General features: G+C 72.1%; 15 protein-coding genes. 9 read left to right on the plus strand and 6 right to left on the minus strand.

The window, feature by feature from the left end:
* Nucleotides 1-148: 148 nt before the first annotated feature.
* Together ACPYOM_RS14810 and ACPYOM_RS14815 are read left to right on the plus strand one after the other, a co-directional pair.
* Nucleotides 149-1,189 (plus strand): methylenetetrahydrofolate reductase, encoded by a 1,041-nt coding sequence (locus tag ACPYOM_RS14810; RefSeq protein ID WP_481346547.1) that lies wholly within the window; start codon nucleotides 149-151, stop codon nucleotides 1,187-1,189.
* A complete protein-coding gene (locus ACPYOM_RS14815; RefSeq protein WP_481346548.1) occupies nucleotides 1,186-1,953 on the plus strand; it encodes a class I SAM-dependent methyltransferase in 768 nt (255 codons plus the stop codon). Before ACPYOM_RS14810 ends, ACPYOM_RS14815 begins: the two co-directional genes overlap by 4 nt.
* Before the next feature lie 24 nt (nucleotides 1,954-1,977).
* Here ACPYOM_RS14815 and ACPYOM_RS14820 read toward each other — a convergent pair whose 3' ends face one another.
* Genes ACPYOM_RS14820 through kduI form a run of 5 tightly spaced genes read right to left on the minus strand, consistent with a single transcriptional unit; the run spans nucleotide 1,978 to nucleotide 7,652 of the window.
* Nucleotides 1,978-3,726, minus strand: a complete 1,749-nt coding sequence (locus tag ACPYOM_RS14820) for a glycerol-3-phosphate dehydrogenase/oxidase (protein ID WP_481346549.1) — start codon at nucleotides 3,724-3,726, stop codon at nucleotides 1,978-1,980.
* Between the two features lie 19 nt (nucleotides 3,727-3,745).
* A complete protein-coding gene (gene glpK / locus ACPYOM_RS14825; protein ID WP_481346550.1) occupies nucleotides 3,746-5,254 on the minus strand; it encodes a glycerol kinase GlpK in 1,509 nt (502 codons plus the stop codon).
* A 6-nt stretch (nucleotides 5,255-5,260) separates the two neighbouring features.
* Nucleotides 5,261-6,079 carry an IclR family transcriptional regulator gene (locus ACPYOM_RS14830; RefSeq protein ID WP_481342969.1) on the minus strand — a complete coding sequence of 273 codons (819 nt, stop codon included), beginning with the start codon at nucleotides 6,077-6,079 and terminating at the stop codon, nucleotides 5,261-5,263.
* Nucleotides 6,076-6,837 (minus strand): SDR family oxidoreductase, encoded by a 762-nt coding sequence (locus ACPYOM_RS14835; RefSeq protein WP_481346551.1) that lies wholly within the window; start codon nucleotides 6,835-6,837, stop codon nucleotides 6,076-6,078. Before ACPYOM_RS14835 ends, ACPYOM_RS14830 begins: the two co-directional genes overlap by 4 nt.
* The gene (gene kduI / locus ACPYOM_RS14840) at nucleotides 6,834-7,652 is read right to left on the minus strand and encodes a 5-dehydro-4-deoxy-D-glucuronate isomerase (protein ID WP_481346552.1); all 819 of its coding nucleotides are present in this window, start codon (nucleotides 7,650-7,652) and stop codon (nucleotides 6,834-6,836) included. The genes ACPYOM_RS14835 and kduI overlap by 4 nt, the downstream gene beginning before the upstream one ends.
* Before the next feature lie 161 nt (nucleotides 7,653-7,813).
* On the opposite strand from kduI, the gene ACPYOM_RS14845 reads away from it, so the two are divergent.
* From ACPYOM_RS14845 to ACPYOM_RS14875, 7 genes are read left to right on the plus strand one after another with little or no spacing between them, the layout of a single operon-like run.
* Entirely contained in the window at nucleotides 7,814-9,115 is a 1,302-nt protein-coding gene (locus ACPYOM_RS14845) for an ABC transporter substrate-binding protein (RefSeq protein WP_481346553.1), read from the plus strand.
* The gene (locus ACPYOM_RS14850; RefSeq protein WP_481342965.1) at nucleotides 9,112-10,029 is read left to right on the plus strand and encodes a carbohydrate ABC transporter permease; all 918 of its coding nucleotides are present in this window, start codon (nucleotides 9,112-9,114) and stop codon (nucleotides 10,027-10,029) included. Before ACPYOM_RS14845 ends, ACPYOM_RS14850 begins: the two co-directional genes overlap by 4 nt.
* Nucleotides 10,026-10,925 carry a carbohydrate ABC transporter permease gene (locus ACPYOM_RS14855; RefSeq protein ID WP_481342964.1) on the plus strand — a complete coding sequence of 300 codons (900 nt, stop codon included), beginning with the start codon at nucleotides 10,026-10,028 and terminating at the stop codon, nucleotides 10,923-10,925. Before ACPYOM_RS14850 ends, ACPYOM_RS14855 begins: the two co-directional genes overlap by 4 nt.
* Nucleotides 10,922-13,663, plus strand: coding sequence for a hypothetical protein (locus ACPYOM_RS14860; RefSeq protein ID WP_481346554.1), 2,742 nt, complete (start codon nucleotides 10,922-10,924; stop codon nucleotides 13,661-13,663). Before ACPYOM_RS14855 ends, ACPYOM_RS14860 begins: the two co-directional genes overlap by 4 nt.
* Nucleotides 13,650-14,765, plus strand: a complete 1,116-nt coding sequence (locus ACPYOM_RS14865) for a glycoside hydrolase family 88 protein (RefSeq protein ID WP_481346555.1) — start codon at nucleotides 13,650-13,652, stop codon at nucleotides 14,763-14,765. Before ACPYOM_RS14860 ends, ACPYOM_RS14865 begins: the two co-directional genes overlap by 14 nt.
* Nucleotides 14,765-15,694 (plus strand): sugar kinase, encoded by a 930-nt coding sequence (locus tag ACPYOM_RS14870; RefSeq protein ID WP_481346556.1) that lies wholly within the window; start codon nucleotides 14,765-14,767, stop codon nucleotides 15,692-15,694. The genes ACPYOM_RS14865 and ACPYOM_RS14870 overlap by 1 nt, the downstream gene beginning before the upstream one ends.
* The gene (locus ACPYOM_RS14875) at nucleotides 15,681-16,298 is read left to right on the plus strand and encodes a bifunctional 4-hydroxy-2-oxoglutarate aldolase/2-dehydro-3-deoxy-phosphogluconate aldolase (RefSeq protein WP_481346557.1); all 618 of its coding nucleotides are present in this window, start codon (nucleotides 15,681-15,683) and stop codon (nucleotides 16,296-16,298) included. The genes ACPYOM_RS14870 and ACPYOM_RS14875 overlap by 14 nt, the downstream gene beginning before the upstream one ends.
* Before the next feature lie 93 nt (nucleotides 16,299-16,391).
* On the opposite strand, the gene ACPYOM_RS14880 is transcribed toward ACPYOM_RS14875, so the two are convergent.
* Nucleotides 16,392-16,881: zinc-binding dehydrogenase (locus ACPYOM_RS14880; RefSeq protein ID WP_481346558.1), on the minus strand; the 490-nt coding region annotated here is incomplete at its 5' end.

The following is a 16,881-nucleotide window of genomic DNA, read 5'->3' on the forward strand; positions in this document are numbered from 1 at the left end:
TCCGTCGTCGGCAGCGTCAGATGTGTATAAGAGACAGCGTCAGGACCCCGCACCGCGCGCCGCTCGCGCGCTTGTTCGGCAACCCTTCCGGGCCCTCGTCCCATGCTGCCGCCGCCGTGTCGGCATCGGACCTGACAGTCTGTGAGGCGTGCAGCTGTCGTCTCAGCGGCCGGCCCCCGGCTGCCCCAAGCGGATGGTGTACGGGCCCTGCGGCGGTGTCCGGACCGACGGTGACTGCGAGATGGTCGCGGCGCCGTGCGTGTTCGACCGGCTGACCGACCCCTCGGACGACCTCGTCGTCGGCCTGGGCGCAGCATCCCTCGACCGTTCCCCGGACCCGCCCGACGCGTTGCGGGTGCCGATGGTCCTCACCGACTTGAGCGTGCCACCGGCCGACGCGCACACGCTGCGCTCGACGGCCCGGCTGCTCGCGCCGAGCTGCGACGCGGTCCTGGTCGGCGAGCACCAGGACCGCCCCGACTTCCCGCCGAGCACGCTGGCCCGTCTGATCGCCGACGCCGGCGTCGTGCCCTGGGTGACCCTGGCCTGCCGGGACCGCAACCGCGTCAGCCTCGAGCAGGAGCTGCACGCCCTCGCCCTGGACCGGCTGGCCACGGTCCTGTGCGTGACCGGCGACGGCCGGGCGTTCGACGTCCGCCCCGACGTGACCCAGATCTTCGACCTCGACGGCACCCGGCTGGCCGCCCTGGCCGCCTCGTCGGGGCTGTGCGCGGCGGTTGCGGAGACGCCTGCGGCCCGCCCCGTGGACCTGCGGCCCCTGAGGCTGGTGCACAAGCAGCGGGTCGGTGCGCGCGTGGGTGTCCTGAACCACGTGGCCACGGCGACGGAGCTCCGCCGGTTCCTCGACGCGGCTCAGGCGGCCGGGCTGCGCATGCCGGTGATCGCCTCGGTCGTCGTGTTCACCGACCACCGCTCCGCGGCCGTGCTCGCGGCCCTGCCCGGCCTGCAGATCGCACCGGAACGCCTGGAGAAGGTACTGACGGCCGACGACCCCGTCGAGGCCGGCATCGCGGCTGCCGTGGACGAGGCCGTCAACCTGCTGGGGCTGCCGGGCGTCGCCGGGGTGAACCTTTCCGGGCTCGCGTCGGCGCACGGCGTGCAGGCCGCCGCCGAGATCCAGGCCGAGATCGGACGACGGGTCCGAACGGCGAAGGGAGTCCGGGGGTGAGCGACTCCGCCGACTCGATGGACGCCGAGTTCGACACCGTCGCGGCGTGGACCGCGGACGTCGTCGCGGGGCTGGACCCCGCCCACCGCATCCCCGCCGGCTGTCGCGGCAGTGGCAGTCCCGGTGCCCTGCGCTGGCTGCTGGGCCACCTGCGGCCCGAACCCGACGAGGTCTTCCTGGACTGCGGGGCCGGCGTGGGTGGACCGGCCGCCTTCGCGGCGCGGGAGACCGGCGTCCGTCCCGTGCTCACCGACCCCGAGCCGGGAGCCTGTCGGGCGGCCCGGTCCCTGTTCGGCCTACCGGCGATCCAGGCAGGCAGCCGGCTGCCGATCGCGAGCGGCGTGATCGGGACCGGGTGGAGTCTCGGCGTGCTGTGCACGGTCGACGACCAGCCGGCGTACCTGGCCGAGATCCGGCGGGTGCTGCGGCGCGAGGCGCGCTTCGGTCTGGTCGTCTACTGCGCCGCCCACCCCGGAGACCTCGGCCTGGAACCGCCGGAGGGCAACACGTTTCCCACCGTCGAGGCCCTCGACGAGCTGCTCGACCGAGCGTCGCTCCGGGCGGTGGCCAGTGGGTGGACCGACGACTTCGCCGCGCTCCCCGCTGACTGGGAGGAGGCGACGGCGACCGTCCAGGCCGAGCTCGAACGCCGCCACGGGGGCGACCCCCGCTGGCAGGCGGCCGAGGAGCAGTCGAGCCGGATGGGCTCGCTGCTCGCGGCCGGCGAGGTGCGCGGGCGGATGCTGGTGACCCAGCCGGCCTGACTCCGGCCGGCAGGGGCGGCCGCCTCAGCGTGGACCCCGCGAGAGGGCCGGGCCGGCCTGCCCGAGGCGCCCCACGGTCAGGCGCACGTCGGGGGCGCCGAGGCGGGCGGCGTCCGCGGTGTGGTCGTCCGGCTGTTGCTGCGACTCCCGTTCCGCAAGGACACGTGCTCGGTAGTGCTCGATCTCGCGGGCGATGTCGTCGTCGGACCAGCCGAGGACGGGCGCGACGATCCGCGCGACCTCGGGTGCCGCGTCGAGTCCACGGTCGAACGTCTCGATGCTGATGCGCATCCGTCGAGCCAGCAGGTCGTCGAGGTGCAGGGCGCCCTCGTGGCTCGCGCCGTAGTGGGCCTCGACGGCCAGGTAGTCCGGCGCACCCTCCAGAGGACGGCCGAGCGAGGGCTGGTCCGCGACGAGCCGGAGCAGCTCGTGGACCAGCGTCCCGTAGCGGTGCAGCAGGTGCTCGATCCGCGCCACGTGCAGGCCCGACTGTGCGGCCAGGCGATGCCGTGAGTTCCACAGGGCCGCAAAGCCGTCGGCGCCGATGACCGGGACCTGTTCGGTGACGCAGGCGGGGACCGCCGGCCCGAGGGGGCGCAGGGCAGCGTCGAGGGCGTCCTTGGCCATGACGCGGTAGGTGGTGTACTTCCCCCCGGCGACCATGGTCAGGCCGTCGACCGGGGTGACCACCGCATGCTCCCGGGACAGCTGGCTGGTCGCGTCCGACTCGCCCTGCAGCAGGGGGCGCAGGCCGGCGTACACGCCCTGGATGTCGTCGTGCGTCAGGGGGGTCGTCAGGAGCCGGTTGACCTGGTCCAGGAGGTAGTCGATGTCCGACCGGCTCGCTGCGGGATGCGCGAGGTCGAGGTCCCAGTCGGTGTCGGTCGTCCCGATGATCCAGTGGTTCTCCCAGGGGATCACGAACAGCACGCTCTTCTCGGTGCGGCTGATGAGGCCGACCGTGGCGTCGATGCGGTCACGCGGCACGACGAGATGGATGCCCTTGGACGCGCGGACGCGGAGTTGTCCTCGCCCTCCGACGATCTGCTGGATCTCGTCGGTCCAGACACCGGCGGCGTTGATCGTGTGCTCGGCACGGACCTCGATCCGTCCGCCGCCCTCGAGGTCGCTCACGACGACGCCGGTGACCCGGTCTCCGTCGCGCCGGAAGCCGGTGACCCGGGTGCTCGGCGCACAGACCGCGCCGTACTGGTGGGCGGTGCGCGCCAGCATCATCGTGAGGCGTGCGTCGTCGACCTGCCCGTCGTTGTAGCGGACGGCTCCGACCAGGGCGTCCCGACGCAGCGACGGGAACAGGGCCCGGGCGCCGGCGCGCGTCAGGTGCCGGTGGGACGGGACGCCGTGCCGGCCACCGAGCACGTCGTAGAGCGCCACGCCGCTGCCGACGTACACACGCTCCCACGCCCGGTGCCGGAGGGGGTAGAGGAACGGGACGGGGCGAGCGAGGTGGGGCGCCAGCCGGTTGAGGATGAGGGACCGTTCCCTCAGCGCCTCACGGACCAGGCCGAGCTCGAGCTGCTCGAGATACCGCAGCCCGCCGTGGATGAGCTTGCTCGACCGGCTGGAGGTGCCCGACGCGTAGTCGCGGGCCTCGAGCAGCGCGACGGACAGCCCGCGGGTGGCGGCGTCCAGGGCGATCCCCGCCCCGACGACACCGGCTCCCACCACGGCGACGTCGAACTCCTGCACGGCCAGCCGGGCCAGCGCATCACGCCGCTGCCGGGGCCCGAGCGCTGCGTTCTCAGACTGCATCATCTTCTCCTCATCGCGCTCAGACCCAGTCGAGCGTTCGTTGAACGGCCTTGTGCCAGAGGCGGTATCCGTCGGCCCGCTCCTCCGCGGTCCAGGTCGGCAGCCAGCACCGGGACTCCTGGCGGTTCGCCCTGAGCTCGTCGGTCCCCGACCAGAAGCCCGTCGCCAGGCCGGCGGCGTAGGCCGCACCCAGCGCGGTGGTCTCGGCGACGGCAGGACGGGTCACCGGGATCCCGAGGATGTCGGCCTGGGCCTGCATGGCGAAACCGTTGGCGGTGACGCCGCCGTCGACCCACAGCGTGCCGAGGGTGATCCCGCTGTCCTGCTCCATCGCCGCGACGACGTCCCTGGACTGGTAGCAGATGGACTCGAGCGCAGCGCGGGCCAGGTGGGCGCGGGTGTGGAACCGGGACAGCCCGACGATGGCGCCCCGGGCGTCCGGTCGCCAGTGCGGGGCGAAGAGGCCCGAGAAGGCGGGGACGAAGTACAGCCCGTCCGTGCCCGCCGTGCTGCCGGCCAGGGCTTCGGTCTCGGCGGCGTCGCCGATGATGCCCAGCTGGTCCCGGAGCCACTGGATGGCAGAGCCGGTCACCGCCACGGAGCCCTCGAGCGCGTAGACGGGGGCATCGCCACCCAGCTGGTAGGCGACGGTCGTGACCAGACCGTGCACGGAGCGGACGATCTCGCGGCCGGTGTTGAGCAGGAGGAAGTTCCCGGTGCCGTACGTGTTCTTCGCGTCGCCCGGGTCGAAGCACAGCTGGCCCACGGCTGCGGCCTGCTGGTCCCCGAGGACTCCGGCCACAGGGACGGCACCACGGAAGGGCCCGTCCACGCACGTGGTGCCGTGGTGGGCCGGGTCTGCGGACGGGCGGATCTCGGGCAGCATGCGTCGCGGCACGCCGAAGAAGCCCAGCAGCTCCTCGTCCCAGTCGAGGGTCCGAAGGTCCATGAGCATGGTGCGGCTCGCGTTGGTGGGGTCGGTGACGTGTGACCCGCTCGAAGGTCCGCCGGTGAGGTTCCACACCAGCCAGGTGTCGACCGTCCCGAACAGGGCTCGCCCGGACTCGGCCGCGGCGCGGAGGCCGTCGACGTTCTCGAGCAGCCACTGGAGCTTGCCCCCCGAGAAGTACGCCGACGGCGGCAGGCCGGTGCGCTCCCGGATGACGTCACCGCGGCCGTCACGCAGCAGCTCGGCGGCGATACGGTCGGTGCGGGTGTCCTGCCAGACGATGGCGTTGTGAAAAGGCTTGCCCGTCAGTCGGTCCCAGACGAGCGTGGTCTCCCGCTGGTTGGTGATCCCGACGGCGGCAAGGTCGGTGGCCGTCAGGCCGGCGCCCTCGAGCGCCACCTCGATGGTCGTCCGCGTGTCGCGCCAGAGCTCGACGGGGTCGTGCTCGATCCAGCCGGGCCGTGGCATGTGCTGTCCGTGCTCGGCCCGATGCGAGGCCACGACCCGTCCCGCATGGTCGAAGACCATGAACCTCGTGCTGGTCGTGCCCTGGTCGATCGCACCGACGAACTCCGCCATCGCCGGCTACCTCGTGCGCTGGGCGCCGGGCAGGTCACCGGCGCCGCGGTGTCCGAGCGCCTGGGAGACGTTGCGCGCCGCGGCCATGACGAGCGGGGCGAGCTGCTGGGCTCGCTTCTCGTCGATCTCGAAGGCCATGGCGGACATGCTGATCCCACCGATCGCGGCACCTCGGTGGTCGCGCACCACGGCTGCGATGCATCGGGTGTGCTCCTCGTTCTCCTCGTCGTCGATCGCGTAGCCGCGCCGGGAGACCGAGTGCAGGTGCTGGATCATGGCGTCCGGGTCGGTGATGGTCCTCGGCGTCATCGGGGGCATGCCGGAGCGCTCGAGCAGCGCACGGACCTCCGACTCCGGCAGTCCGGCGAGCAGCGCCTTGCCGATGCCGGTGCTGTGCAGCGGGATGGCCAGCCCCACGCGGCTGCGCATCTCGTACGCGCGAAGACCCTCGATCTTGGCCACGTAGACCGCGAGATCCCCCTGGCGCAGGGCGAAGTGGACGGTGTGTGTCGTGGCGTCCCTGAGCCCCTTGAGAATCGGCTCGACGAGGGGCATGCCTGCCTCGAAGTCCGCTCTGGCGGCGATGGTCAGCAGCCCCACGCCCGGCAGGTAGCCGTGCTCGCCGTCGCCGCGAACCCATCCGAGGGCCACGAGCTCCTGGATGATGCGGTGCACCGTGGAGGTCGACAGGCCCGTGGACCTGCTGATCTCGGAGACCCCGGAGTGCTCGGTGAGGGCCTCCACGACGCGGACGACCTTGGCGACCGCACCCGTCCGGTCGACGGCCGACGCTCCGGGCACCGCGCCTGCGCGTGGCCCGGTCATCTCGCCAACCACCCGCCGTCGACGACGAGCGTGTGGCCCGTGACGTACCTCGCCGACGGACCGGCGAGGAACACGACGGCTCCCACGACGTCGTCCGGCGTCCCCCACCGCCCCGCCGGGATCCTGGAGCGGATGGCGTGCTCACGCTCGGGGTCCTCGCGCAGGGCGGTGGTGTTGTCGGTGCTGATGTACCCGGGCGCCACCGCGTTCACGGTCACCCCGCGGTCGGCCCACTCGTTGGCGAGGGCCTTGGTCAGGCCGACGAGGGCGTGCTTGCTCGCGGTGTAGGACGGCACGTTGATTCCGCCCTGGAAGGACAGCAGCGACGCGGTGCTGATCACCGAGCCCGCCCCGCGCTCGACCATGCCGGCGCCGACGACCTGGGCCAGCACGAAGGCCGAGTCGAGGTTGGTGTCGAGGACGGCGCGCCAGTCCGCGTAGTCCACGTCGAGGGCGGGGGCCCGCGAGATGGTCCCGGCGTTGTTCACGAGGATGTCGATGCGCTGCTCCGCGGCCAGCTCGCGCGCGGTGGTCGCCGTTGCGCGGGGGTCCGACAGGTCCCCGGAGACGGTGGTCACCTTCCGACTCAGCTGCGAGCACGCGTCGGCCGTCTCACGCAGGCCGGACTCGCTACGGCCCCAGAGGATCACGTCGGCGCCTGCCGCGGCGAGCCCTCTCGCGACGGCCGCCCCGATCCCTCGACCGGCGCCGGTGACGAGGGCCGCCTTCCCCGAGAGCCCGAACATCGACTCGATCACGAGAGGGCCTCCGTGGCCACCGGGTCCATGTCGTCGTAGGCGAGGTTCTCCCCTCCGGTCGCCCAGACGAACTTGTACGGCGCGGTGCCCGCCCCGAAGTGCACCGACCACGGCGGGCTGATGACCGCCTGCTGGTCCGCGACGACGATGCTGCGCGTGCTCTGCGGCCGACCGCACAGGTGGATGACGCGCTCACTCGAGGGCAGGCCGAAGTACAGGTAGATCTCGGTGCGCCGGTCGTGGGTGTGGCACGGCATGGTGTTCCACACGCTGCCCGGCTCGAGCGTCGTGATGCCGATGGCCAGCTCGCAGGACTCGACCCGGCCTCCCGCGACGTACTTGCGGATGGTGCGACGACTTGCTGCCGCGTCGTCGCCGACCTCCACGGTGTCGGCCTCCTCGCGCGGCACGAGCGTGGTGGGAAGGGGGCGGTGGGCCGGTACGGAGACGAGGTAGAACGTCGCCTCTCCGGAGAGCTCGACGGTGCCTGTCCCCGCGCCGACGTAGAGGATGTCCTCGGCGTCCAGCTCGTGGGTCGTGCCGTCGGTGACGACCGCGCCCGAGCCGGAGAGGCACACCACGCCGAGCTCGCGCCGGTCGCAGAGGTTCTGCGCACGGATCTCGTCCGGCGCGGTGACGGTCAGCACGTTGCCGTCGGGCACCGCACCGCCGATCAGCACCCGGTCGGAGTGGCTCAGGCAGAAGCGCACCTCGCCCGGGGCGAAGAGGTCCTCCACGAGGAACCGGCCACGCAGGTCCGATGTCGTCATCGCGTCGAGCTCGGACGGGTGGGTGGCCAGCCTTACGTCAGTCATGTGCGCTTCCTTCGGGAGTCCGGATGGCTTCCCGCCTGACGGGAAGTACTTCCCTTCCAGCGGAATAGGCACCAGTATGCACGTGACCAGTGGAGTGCGCCAGAGCCAACGGCAGCGGCTCGGACGGCCCCGAGAGACATCCACAGAGAGGTGGAGGACAGATGCGAGCCCAGACCACGATCGGAGGCCTGGCGTGTGTGGCGCTGGCGGTCACGTTGGCGGCGTGTGCGCCCGGAACCGCGGAGAGCTCCTCCGGCGGGCAGAGCGCCCCCGCGACGGTGGACTTCAAGAGCTTCAAGGGCAAGACCCTCACGTACGTGTACTTCACGGACGGGCCTGACGAGAAGGCGACGAGGGACGCGATCGCGAAGTTCGAGCAGGAGACCGGGGCGAAGGTCAACCTGCAGATCGTCCCGTTCGCCGACATCAACACCTCGCTGCAGGCGCGGTTGTCGGGCGGCAACGCCCCCGAGGTCGCGCGAGTCGCCGACTGGCACCCCTACGTGGACGATGCCGTCGACTTCAAGCAGTACTTCGGCAGCGACTACGCGTCGGAGTTCTCCACCGGCGCCGCCGGCACCGCCCAGGACGCCGCAGGTCACATGTACGCCGTGCCGAGCGACGCCACGGTCAACGGGCCCTTCATCAATGTGGACGCCTTCAAGAAGGCCGGCGTCGCCGTACCGGCCAAGTGGACCTGGGACGAGCTCGTGAGCTCGGCCAAGAAGGTGGCCGCGGCGAACCAGATGCCCTACGCCGTCGCCATCGACAAGTCCGGCAACCGCCTCAGCACGGTGCTGAGCCAGTACGGCACCGTCATGATCGGCAAGGGCGGCACGAACGCCCTGGACAAGGCGAAGGCCACCAAGGCGCTGACGTTCTTCACCGACCTGGTCAAGAGCAACGCCTCGCCGAAGGACTTCTGGCTGGGTTCGGGGAGCAAGTACTCGGGTGCCAACGAGATCTTCCTGGCCAAGCAGGTCCCGGTCTACCTCTCCGGCCCGTGGCAGGTCGGCGCCTTCGCCGCGAGTGCGAAGTTCAGCTGGGCCGCCGTGCCCAACCCGTGCGAGGAGCGCTGCGGCGGCTTCCCCGGAGGCAAGTTCATGGTGGCGTTCAAGAACAGCAAGGAGCCGGTCCTCGCGGCGGCCTTCGTCCAGTGGATGAACCGGGCCGAGAACCAGGCCGAGATCGACAAGACGGCCTTCTGGCTGCCCACCCGGAAGGACCTCACCGACAAGGGTGTCGACTACCCCACCCACGACGCCGACATGAAGGTGTTCCTCTCGCAGATCAGCCAGACGCCAGAGGACACCTGGCCGGCGGGCTTCGACCCGGCGTTCTCGAACGCGGGCAAGGCGCTGGTCGCCGAGACGGACAAGGTGGTCGCCGGTCAGCAGGATGTGGCCACCGCGGTCACCAACCTGTCCGCTGAGATCGACAAGGCCATCCAGGGCGCGAAATGACGACCACCGCTTCCGCTCCTGCCCGGGAACGGCCGCCACGAGGGCGACTCAACACCCGCAGGCTCGCGCCCTACCTGTTCCTGCTGCCCAACATGCTGATCTTCGCGGTCTTCACGATCTGGCCGGCGGCGAACGGCTTCAACCTCAGCTTCTACGACAGCAGCAACGGCCGGACCTTCAAACCGGTCGGGACGGGGAACTACCGGGCGATCCTCAGCGACGAGGAGTTCTGGGCGGTGGTTCGTCACACCGTGGTCTTCACCGTCGGCTTCGTCCTCGTCTCCACCGTCCTGGCGATGGCCCTCGCGCTGATGATCAACGCCCAGCGTCGGGGGCGCGGCGCCATCAGCGCGGCCTACTTCCTGCCGATCGTCATCTCGCCCGTGGTCGTGGGCATCGTCTGGAGGGCGGCCTTCGACCGGGAGCGCGGCATGGTGAACCAGGCGCTGTCGGCCGTCGGGCTCGGCCAGCCCGGCTGGCTCGTCGAGCCGGGTCTGGCGATGGTCGCGATCGTCATCGTGGGGACATGGATCCACCTCGGCTTCTACGCGATGATCCTCATGTCGGGTCTCCAGTCGATCGACGGCTCGCTCTACGAGGCGGCCCGGATCGACGGCACGACCCCATGGCAGGCGATCCGCCTCATCACCCTGCCGCTGCTGCGGCCGACGTTGATGGTCGTCATCATCCTGGCGACGATCGCCGGCTTCCAGTCCTTCGACTTCATCTTCACGCTCACCGGTGGCGGCCCCGTGAGCGCCACGACCCTGATGGTCCAGTACATCTACGAGAACGGGTTCAGCTACCCGATCGAGTACGGTCTCGCGAGCGCGGCCGCGGTGATCCTCTTCGTCGTGGTGTTCGCGGTGACGTTCGCGAACTACGTCCTCGGGCGAAGGAGCGATGCGATATGACGAGCACCCTCACCGCCGCCGACACCGCGGCGCGCGCTCCCGAGCGGAGGCCGTCGGCGTGGACATCGACGTCGGGCCGGCCGCCGTCGACGAGCACCGTCGTGCGGACGACGCTGCTCGTCGCCGGCGCGATGGTCGTCGTCGCCCCACTGGTGTGGGCTGCCCTCTCCTCGTTCAAGAGCGCCGAGGAGCTGGCGCAGACGCCACCGACGCTGTGGCCGCAGAACCCTACGGTCGACAACTACACGAGCGGCCTGCAGGCGTTCGACTTCAGCCGCTACCTGACGAACAGCCTGATCGTCACCGTGGCGGCCACCGTTCTCACCCTCGCGATCAACTCGATGGCGGCCTACGCCCTGGCCAAGTACAACTTCCGGGGCCGCACGGTGTTCTTCCTCATCACGCTGGCCACGATCATGATCCCGCTCCAGGTGATCCTTCTGCCGGTGTACCAGGTCGTCTCCTCGCTCGGGCTCACCAACTCCCTGCTCGGGCTCATCATCCCGCCGGCCGCGACGCCCACTGGCGTGTTCCTGCTCCGGCAGTACATGCTGACCCTCCCCGACGAGATGATCGAGGCGGCACGTGTCGACGGCGCGGGGGAGTGGGCCATCTTCTGGCGGATCATCTTGCCGCTCAGTCGTCCCGCGCTCGCGGTCGTCGCGATCTTCTCGGTGATCTGGCGCTGGAACGACTTCCTGTGGCCGCTCATCGTCGCGCAGGACGAGTCGAAGCAGACCATCCCGGTGGCCATCGCCCGGTTCGCCAGCCAGCAGGCCATCCCGTTCAACCAGATCCTCGCCGTCTCGGTCGTCACCATCGTGCCGATCGTGGTCATCTTCCTGCTGCTGCAGCGGCAGATCATCGCCGGACTCTCCCAAGGTGCCATCAAGTGATCCCCACCGACCCACCGGCCACGCCGCCGGGACGGACCGTGCACACCCTCGACGAGCGGGGCCTCATCCGGGACTGGCTCGTGAGCCCCGCCTGGAGCGCGCCGTGCGACGATCTCGGGCAGCTCCTCGACGCGCAGGGGAGCCCGTGGGGCCCCGACGGCAGGTGGGTTCTGACGAACGGTCCCGACGTCGCGCCGCTCAAGCGACGGTTGCACGCGCTCCACCCGCTACTGGCCGACCAGCCGCTGCCGACCGTGGTCGAAGGCGGTGCGCTCACGTGGACCCGTTCGCACGCCGACGCCGCGTCGACGGGACGGTGGCAGCGCGTCCACACGGGCGCCGACGGCTTCGTCGACTGGAGCCGGTTCTGCTTCACGCCCGAGTACCGGCACTCCGTCTGCGCCACGACGCTCGAGGTCGACCAGGCCGAGTACCGCGACCTCGAGATCGCGAGCACGGGTCCGGTGGTGGCGTTCGTCGACGGCTCGCCGGTGCTGCGCACGGACGAGTTCAGCTACATGGAGCCGATCTCCCACCGCGTGCGGGTCCGTCTCGAGTCCGGGACGACCACCCTGCACGTCGCCACCTGGCAGGTGGCCTTCCGGGAGTGCCGGCACATCGTGTCGGTCCGCGTCGACGGGCTCCCGGTGCGCGTGGTCATCCCGTCGCCCGGCGCGGACGAGCACGCCTCGCGGAGCGCCGAGCAGCTGCTCGAGTCCCTCGCGGTGGGGCCGTGGGCCAGCAGGGACGGGACGACGCGCATCAGTGGTCCCCGTGGTGCCAGGCTGCGCGCCTCGGTGTCCGGAGGGCCCGACAGGACGCTCGTGCTCGACGGGGGGAGCGCGGTCCTCGACCTCGCCCAGCCCCACGGGGCCGACTCGGAGGGCGCGGCGTCGATGCTCAGCACCGGTGAGACCGAGCTGACGCTGCGGGTCGACCGCGACGACGTCCCCGTGTGTCGCACGGCCCGCGTCGCCTCCCTGGCGGAAGTCCCCCGGGTGGACGCCCCCGACGAGACGCCGGACGCCTGGCGCGAGCGGCTGTTGCGCCACAGCGCGGCGGCCGTGCCGGGGTCGGCCCGCGCCCTCGCCCGGCACGCGCTCGACCCGGACCGTCCTGTCGACTCGGCCGACCTCGAGACACCGCTGCGCATGATCGGGGCCCGGTACGACTGTGCCGACTTCGAGGCGGTCGGCCTGGTGCACCTGTGGCACCGGCTGCCCGAGGAGTCGTGGCGCGACGGCGACCGCGACAGGGTCCGCCGTGCGCTGACCGGCTTCAAGTACTGGATCGACCAGCCGGGTCTCGACGCCATGTGCTACTTCACCGAGAACCACCAGTTCGTCTGGCACACCGCCGAGCTCCTCGTCGGCGAGATGTTCGCCGACGAGACGTTCACCAACTCCGGCTGGACCGGACGCGAGCACGCCGAGCATGCCGCGCCTCTGGCCGAGGAGTGGATGCGTCGCAAGCTCGCCGGCGGGTTCAGCGAGTTCGACTCGAACGCCTATCTCGCCATCGACTGCTTCGCGCTCGTCTCGCTTGTCGAGCTCGCGAGGTCGCAGGAGCTGAGGCTCCTTGCCGAGGCGCTGCTCGACAAGGTCCTGCTGACCCTGGCCACGAACTCGTGGCAGGGCGTGCACGCAGCCGCGCACGGTCGCTCGTACACGCACACCCTTCGATCGGCCCGCTTCGAGGAGACCGCGCCGATCATGGTGCTGCTGTGGGGAGTCGGCGCCCTCAACGACGCCGTCCTCCCGGCGACGGTCCTCGCCACGGCTCGCCACTACACGATGCCGCCGGTGATCCGGTCCGTCGCCCGCGCCGAGCCCGACGGGTGGGACGGCCGGCAGGTCTACCGCGGCGAGTACCGCCTGCACCATGACCTGCTCGCCCGCCCGTACGGGTCGGACCTCCGGGTGTGGCGCACGCCCGACGCCATGCTCTCGAGCGTGCAGGACTACCGCGCCGGGCTCCCGGGCCTGCAGGAGCACGTCTGGGGCGCGACGCTCGGGTCGGAGGTCCAGGTGTTCGCGACGCATCCTGCGGCATCGACGATCGGGTCCTCGGCCCGGCCGAGCGCCTGGGCCGGGCAGCGGGTCCTGCCGCGTGCCCACCAGCACCGGGACACCGTTCTCGTGCTGCACCGCATCCCCGACGACGACAGGTTCGGCACCACCCACCTGTGGTTCCCCGCCGACCTCTTCGACGAGTGGCAGCAGCAGGGACCCTGGCTCGTGGGACGGGTCGGTGACGGCTACGTCGCGGTCGCCACGGCCGGGGGCTTCACCCCCCAGACCACGGGCGACGAGGCGTGGCAGTGCTGGTGGCCGGTGGGTGACGGGACCGCCTACGTCGCGACAGTGGGTCGTCGAGCGGTCGACGGCAGCTTCGCGGACTTCGTTGCCGCGCTGCGTGACCCGGTCTTCGACAGCAGCCGCAGGAACCCTACGGTGACGTGGACGTCCCGTGACGGCCGGACCCTCCAGCTCGGGTGGGACACCGCGTTCGTCGTCGACGGACGCGACACCTCCCTCGGGGTCGACGGGACCCCGGAGGATCCTCCGCACCTGGACAACCCCGCCTGCCGGCAGGTTCTCGGCGCGGACCGGCTCGAGGTCGAGTGGGAGGGCGAACGGCTCGTCATCGACTACGACCGAGGCCGTCGGACCCACCCCGAGAGTGGCGTCGAGGCGTCCCTGCTCGACACCCGGGGGGCCGGTCATGGCCGGGCATGACCTCACCTCGAGCCGCCTCGCCGCTGCGCCGCGGCCGCCGCTGGCGGGACCCGGCCTCGACGCCGCGGCGCTGGTCCGGCTCGGCGAGCAGATCGAGGAGCGCACCTGGCGCGACGGGCTGCCCGACTTCTTCTGGGGCGAGGGCGTGTGCCTGCTCGGCCTCATCCGTTTCGCCGACGCCGCGGGACGACCGTTCCCACCCCGGGTGCGGGCCTGGCTCGACGAGCGGGCCGTCGGCGAGGTCGTCCTGGACCACGTCAACCACCTCGCTCCGGGGACGGCGGCAGTGCTCGACGGGCGGCCGTCGAGCGCCGCGCTCGCGGACCGCCTGCTCGGGTGGCTGCGGGCCTCTCCCGCGGTGACCCGGGCCGCCAACGGTGCCATCGAGCACTGGCCCGACGGCGTCTGGGCCGACACGGTGTTCATGGGCGGCGTGTTCCTCGGGCACCTCGGCGTCGCGCGGAGCGAGCCGGCGCTGGTGTCGGAGCTGGGGCGGCAGTGGCTCGCCCACGCCGAGATCCTCCAGGACGAGCAGACCGGGTTGTTCGTCCACGGCTCCCACCTGGGTCGTCCCGTGCGGTGCTTCTGGGGCCGGGCCAACGCCTGGATGGCGCTGTCGGCGGTCGAGTACCTCGAGATCGCGGACCGTGAACCCCACCTCGCCGATGCCGGGACGGTCGCCGCCGTGCGCGGCCGGCTCGGTCGGCAGCTGGACGCATTGACGGCGTGCCAGCCCGAGCACGGCGTGTGGAGCGTGCTCGTCGACGACCAGGCGGAGAACGCCGGGATCCTCGAGACGTCCGCGGCGGCGGGGCTCGGTGCCGCCATGCTGCGTGCGGTCGCGGTCGTGCCGGGGCTGTCCGAGGCGGTCGGGGCGGCGGGCTGGCGCGCCGTGGCTGGGTCCCTGGCCTACGTCGACGACGGTGCGCTGACGCGTGTCAGTGCCGGCACGGTGCTGCAGCTCGTCCCCTTCGGCTACAGCGTCATCCGCGACGACCGGCCGCAGCTGTGGGGACAGGGCCTCGCCCTCCACGCCGTGGCCGCAGCACTGCAGGCCCGGCGAGCGGCGCCCGGTGGCCGTCCGGCGACGGAGGCCCCGTGATGGGCGCCGTCCTGTGCGTCGGCGAGGCGCTGATCTCCCTCGTCGCCCCGGCGGGGGCCTCGCTCGAGTCGGCTGACGAGCTCGTCGTCTCCGCCGGGGGCGCGGAGCTCAACGTCGCCGTCCATCTCGCCCGGCTCGGCGTCCCCACGCGTTTCGCCGGGAGGGTCGGCTCCGACGCCTTCGGGCGCAGGCTGAGGCGGACCCTGGAGGACGCAGGGGTCGACGCCACGTACCTGGAGGAGGATCCCGACCGCGTCACCGGCGTGTACGTCAAGGACCTCACGGGGACGGTCACGACCATGCGGTACTACCGGAGCGCGTCCGCGGCCACGACCTACCGGCGCGTGCCCGCGCCGGCCCTCCACGGCGTGGAGCACGTGCACCTGTCCGGCATCACCCCTGCGCTGTCGGCGGACTGCCTGGCGCTCGTGCAGGACCTCCTCGGGGCGCACCGGGTGCACACGTCGTTCGACGTCAACTACCGCCCGGCGCTGTGGGATCCCGTCACCGCGGGCGACGTCCTCATGGCTCTCGCCCAGGAGGCGGACACCGTGTTCGTGGGGCTCGACGAGGCCGCCGAGATCTGGGGGTGCGCGAACGCCGGCGAGGTGCGCCGGGTGCTGCCCGCACCTGCAGAGCTCGTCGTCAAGGACGGCCCCCACGAGGCGGTGGCCTTCGTGGGGTCGCAGGTCGTCTCGGTCCCGGCCCCCCGGGTCGAGGTGGTCGAGCCGGTCGGCGCCGGAGACGCCTTCGCGGCCGGCTACCTGGCCGCCCGCAGCCTGGACCGGGAGCCGGAGGCCGCGCTGCGATGGGGCCACGGCCTGGCCGGCGCGGTGCTGCAGCAGCTCGGTGACCACGGCATCCACGTCGGGCGCGAGCAGCTCGCGGCCATGGCGGAGGAAGGAGCGAGGACCCATGGAACGCGATGAGCAGGAAGCGGTGCAGGTCGAGGAGCGCTTCGCCGAGAAGGTGGCTCACGCGCGGGTCATCCCGGTGCTGCGCACGTCGACCGCTGCCGAGGCGGTCGACGCCGCCGCACGGTGCGTCGACGCGGGGCTCACCATGGTCGAGCTGACGGCCACCACCGCGGGCTGGCCGACAGCACTGGGCGAGGTGCGGGCGGCCCATCCGCAGCTGATGGTGGGCCTCGGCACGGTGCTGCGAGCCGACCAGGCACGGACCGCCGTCGAGTCGGGCGCCGACTTCCTCGTCTCTCCCTGCCCGGCCCCGGCCGTGCGTGCGGAGCTCGCCGGACGTGTCCCCTTCATGGAGGGCGGCATGACGGTGGGGGAGGTCCTGGCCTCGGCCGGCCACGGCGGCGTGGCCAAGCTCTTCCCGGCTCACGTCGGCGGCATCGGCTTCCTGCGCTCCCTGCTGGCGATCTGCCCCGGGGCACGCGTGGTGCCCACCGGCGGCATCCCCCTCGCCGACGTGCCGACGTGGCTGGCCGCAGGAGCGACGGCCGTCGGCGTCGGCAGGGACCTGTTCCAGACCCGCGACCCGGTCGACACGCTGCGGCGGATCCTCGCGTAGGCGTCACGCTCGTTGCCGGCCCGAGCCGCCGCAGTGCACCGCAGTGCAACGCAGTGCCCCAGGCGCTCCGTGGCACGCGTCGGCCCCGCGGGGTCAGCGGCTGGGGTCGATCATCGTCATGCCGGCGACGGTCGCCTGGTCGAACCCGGGGAGCATGGCGGCGGCCTCCTCCAGCCCGACGGTCCGTTCGACCAGACGCTGCGGTTGGAGCAGACCGCGTTCGACGAGCTCGATCATGCCCGGGTAGTCGGCGGCGGCCATGCCGTGGCTGCCGAGCAGGTCGAGCTCCCAGCCGATGACCCGCGCCATCGGGACGCGCGGGTGCCCGTCGACAGGGGGCAGCAGGCCCACCTGGACGTGACGGCCCCGGCGCCGCAGGCTGAGGACGGCGTCGGCGCAGGTCTGCTCGCTGCCGACCGCGTCCACCGCGACGTGGCTGCCGCCCCCGGTGAGCTCGGCGACGGCAGCCGGGACGTCCGTGCCGTCGGCGAGCAGCGGGGGGGGGGGGGGGGGGGGGGGGGGGGGGGGGGGGGGGGGGGGGGGGGGGGGGGGGGTATACCGGAAGAGAGAGTGGAGAGAGCGG

The sequence above is a fragment of the Monashia sp. HAY1-2A genome (assembly GCF_056755315.1).

What these genes read in the sequence shown, in the direction of transcription:
- ACPYOM_RS14870 (WP_481346556.1), top strand. Translation starts at nt 14,765, where the DNA reads ATGGGCGCCGTCCTGTGCGTCGGCGAGGCGCTGATCTCCCTCGTCGCC.
- ACPYOM_RS14875 (WP_481346557.1), top strand. Translation starts at nt 15,681, where the DNA reads ATGGAACGCGATGAGCAGGAAGCGGTGCAGGTCGAGGAGCGCTTCGCC.
- ACPYOM_RS14865 (WP_481346555.1), top strand. Translation starts at nt 13,650, where the DNA reads ATGGCCGGGCATGACCTCACCTCGAGCCGCCTCGCCGCTGCGCCGCGG.
- kduI (WP_481346552.1), bottom strand. Translation starts at nt 7,652, where the DNA reads ATGACTGACGTAAGGCTGGCCACCCACCCGTCCGAGCTCGACGCGATG.
- glpK (WP_481346550.1), bottom strand. Translation starts at nt 5,254, where the DNA reads ATGGCGGAGTTCGTCGGTGCGATCGACCAGGGCACGACCAGCACGAGG.
- ACPYOM_RS14850 (WP_481342965.1), top strand. Translation starts at nt 9,112, where the DNA reads ATGACGACCACCGCTTCCGCTCCTGCCCGGGAACGGCCGCCACGAGGG.
- ACPYOM_RS14845 (WP_481346553.1), top strand. Translation starts at nt 7,814, where the DNA reads ATGCGAGCCCAGACCACGATCGGAGGCCTGGCGTGTGTGGCGCTGGCG.
- ACPYOM_RS14855 (WP_481342964.1), top strand. Translation starts at nt 10,026, where the DNA reads ATGACGAGCACCCTCACCGCCGCCGACACCGCGGCGCGCGCTCCCGAG.
- ACPYOM_RS14830 (WP_481342969.1), bottom strand. Translation starts at nt 6,079, where the DNA reads ATGACCGGGCCACGCGCAGGCGCGGTGCCCGGAGCGTCGGCCGTCGAC.
- ACPYOM_RS14820 (WP_481346549.1), bottom strand. Translation starts at nt 3,726, where the DNA reads ATGCAGTCTGAGAACGCAGCGCTCGGGCCCCGGCAGCGGCGTGATGCG.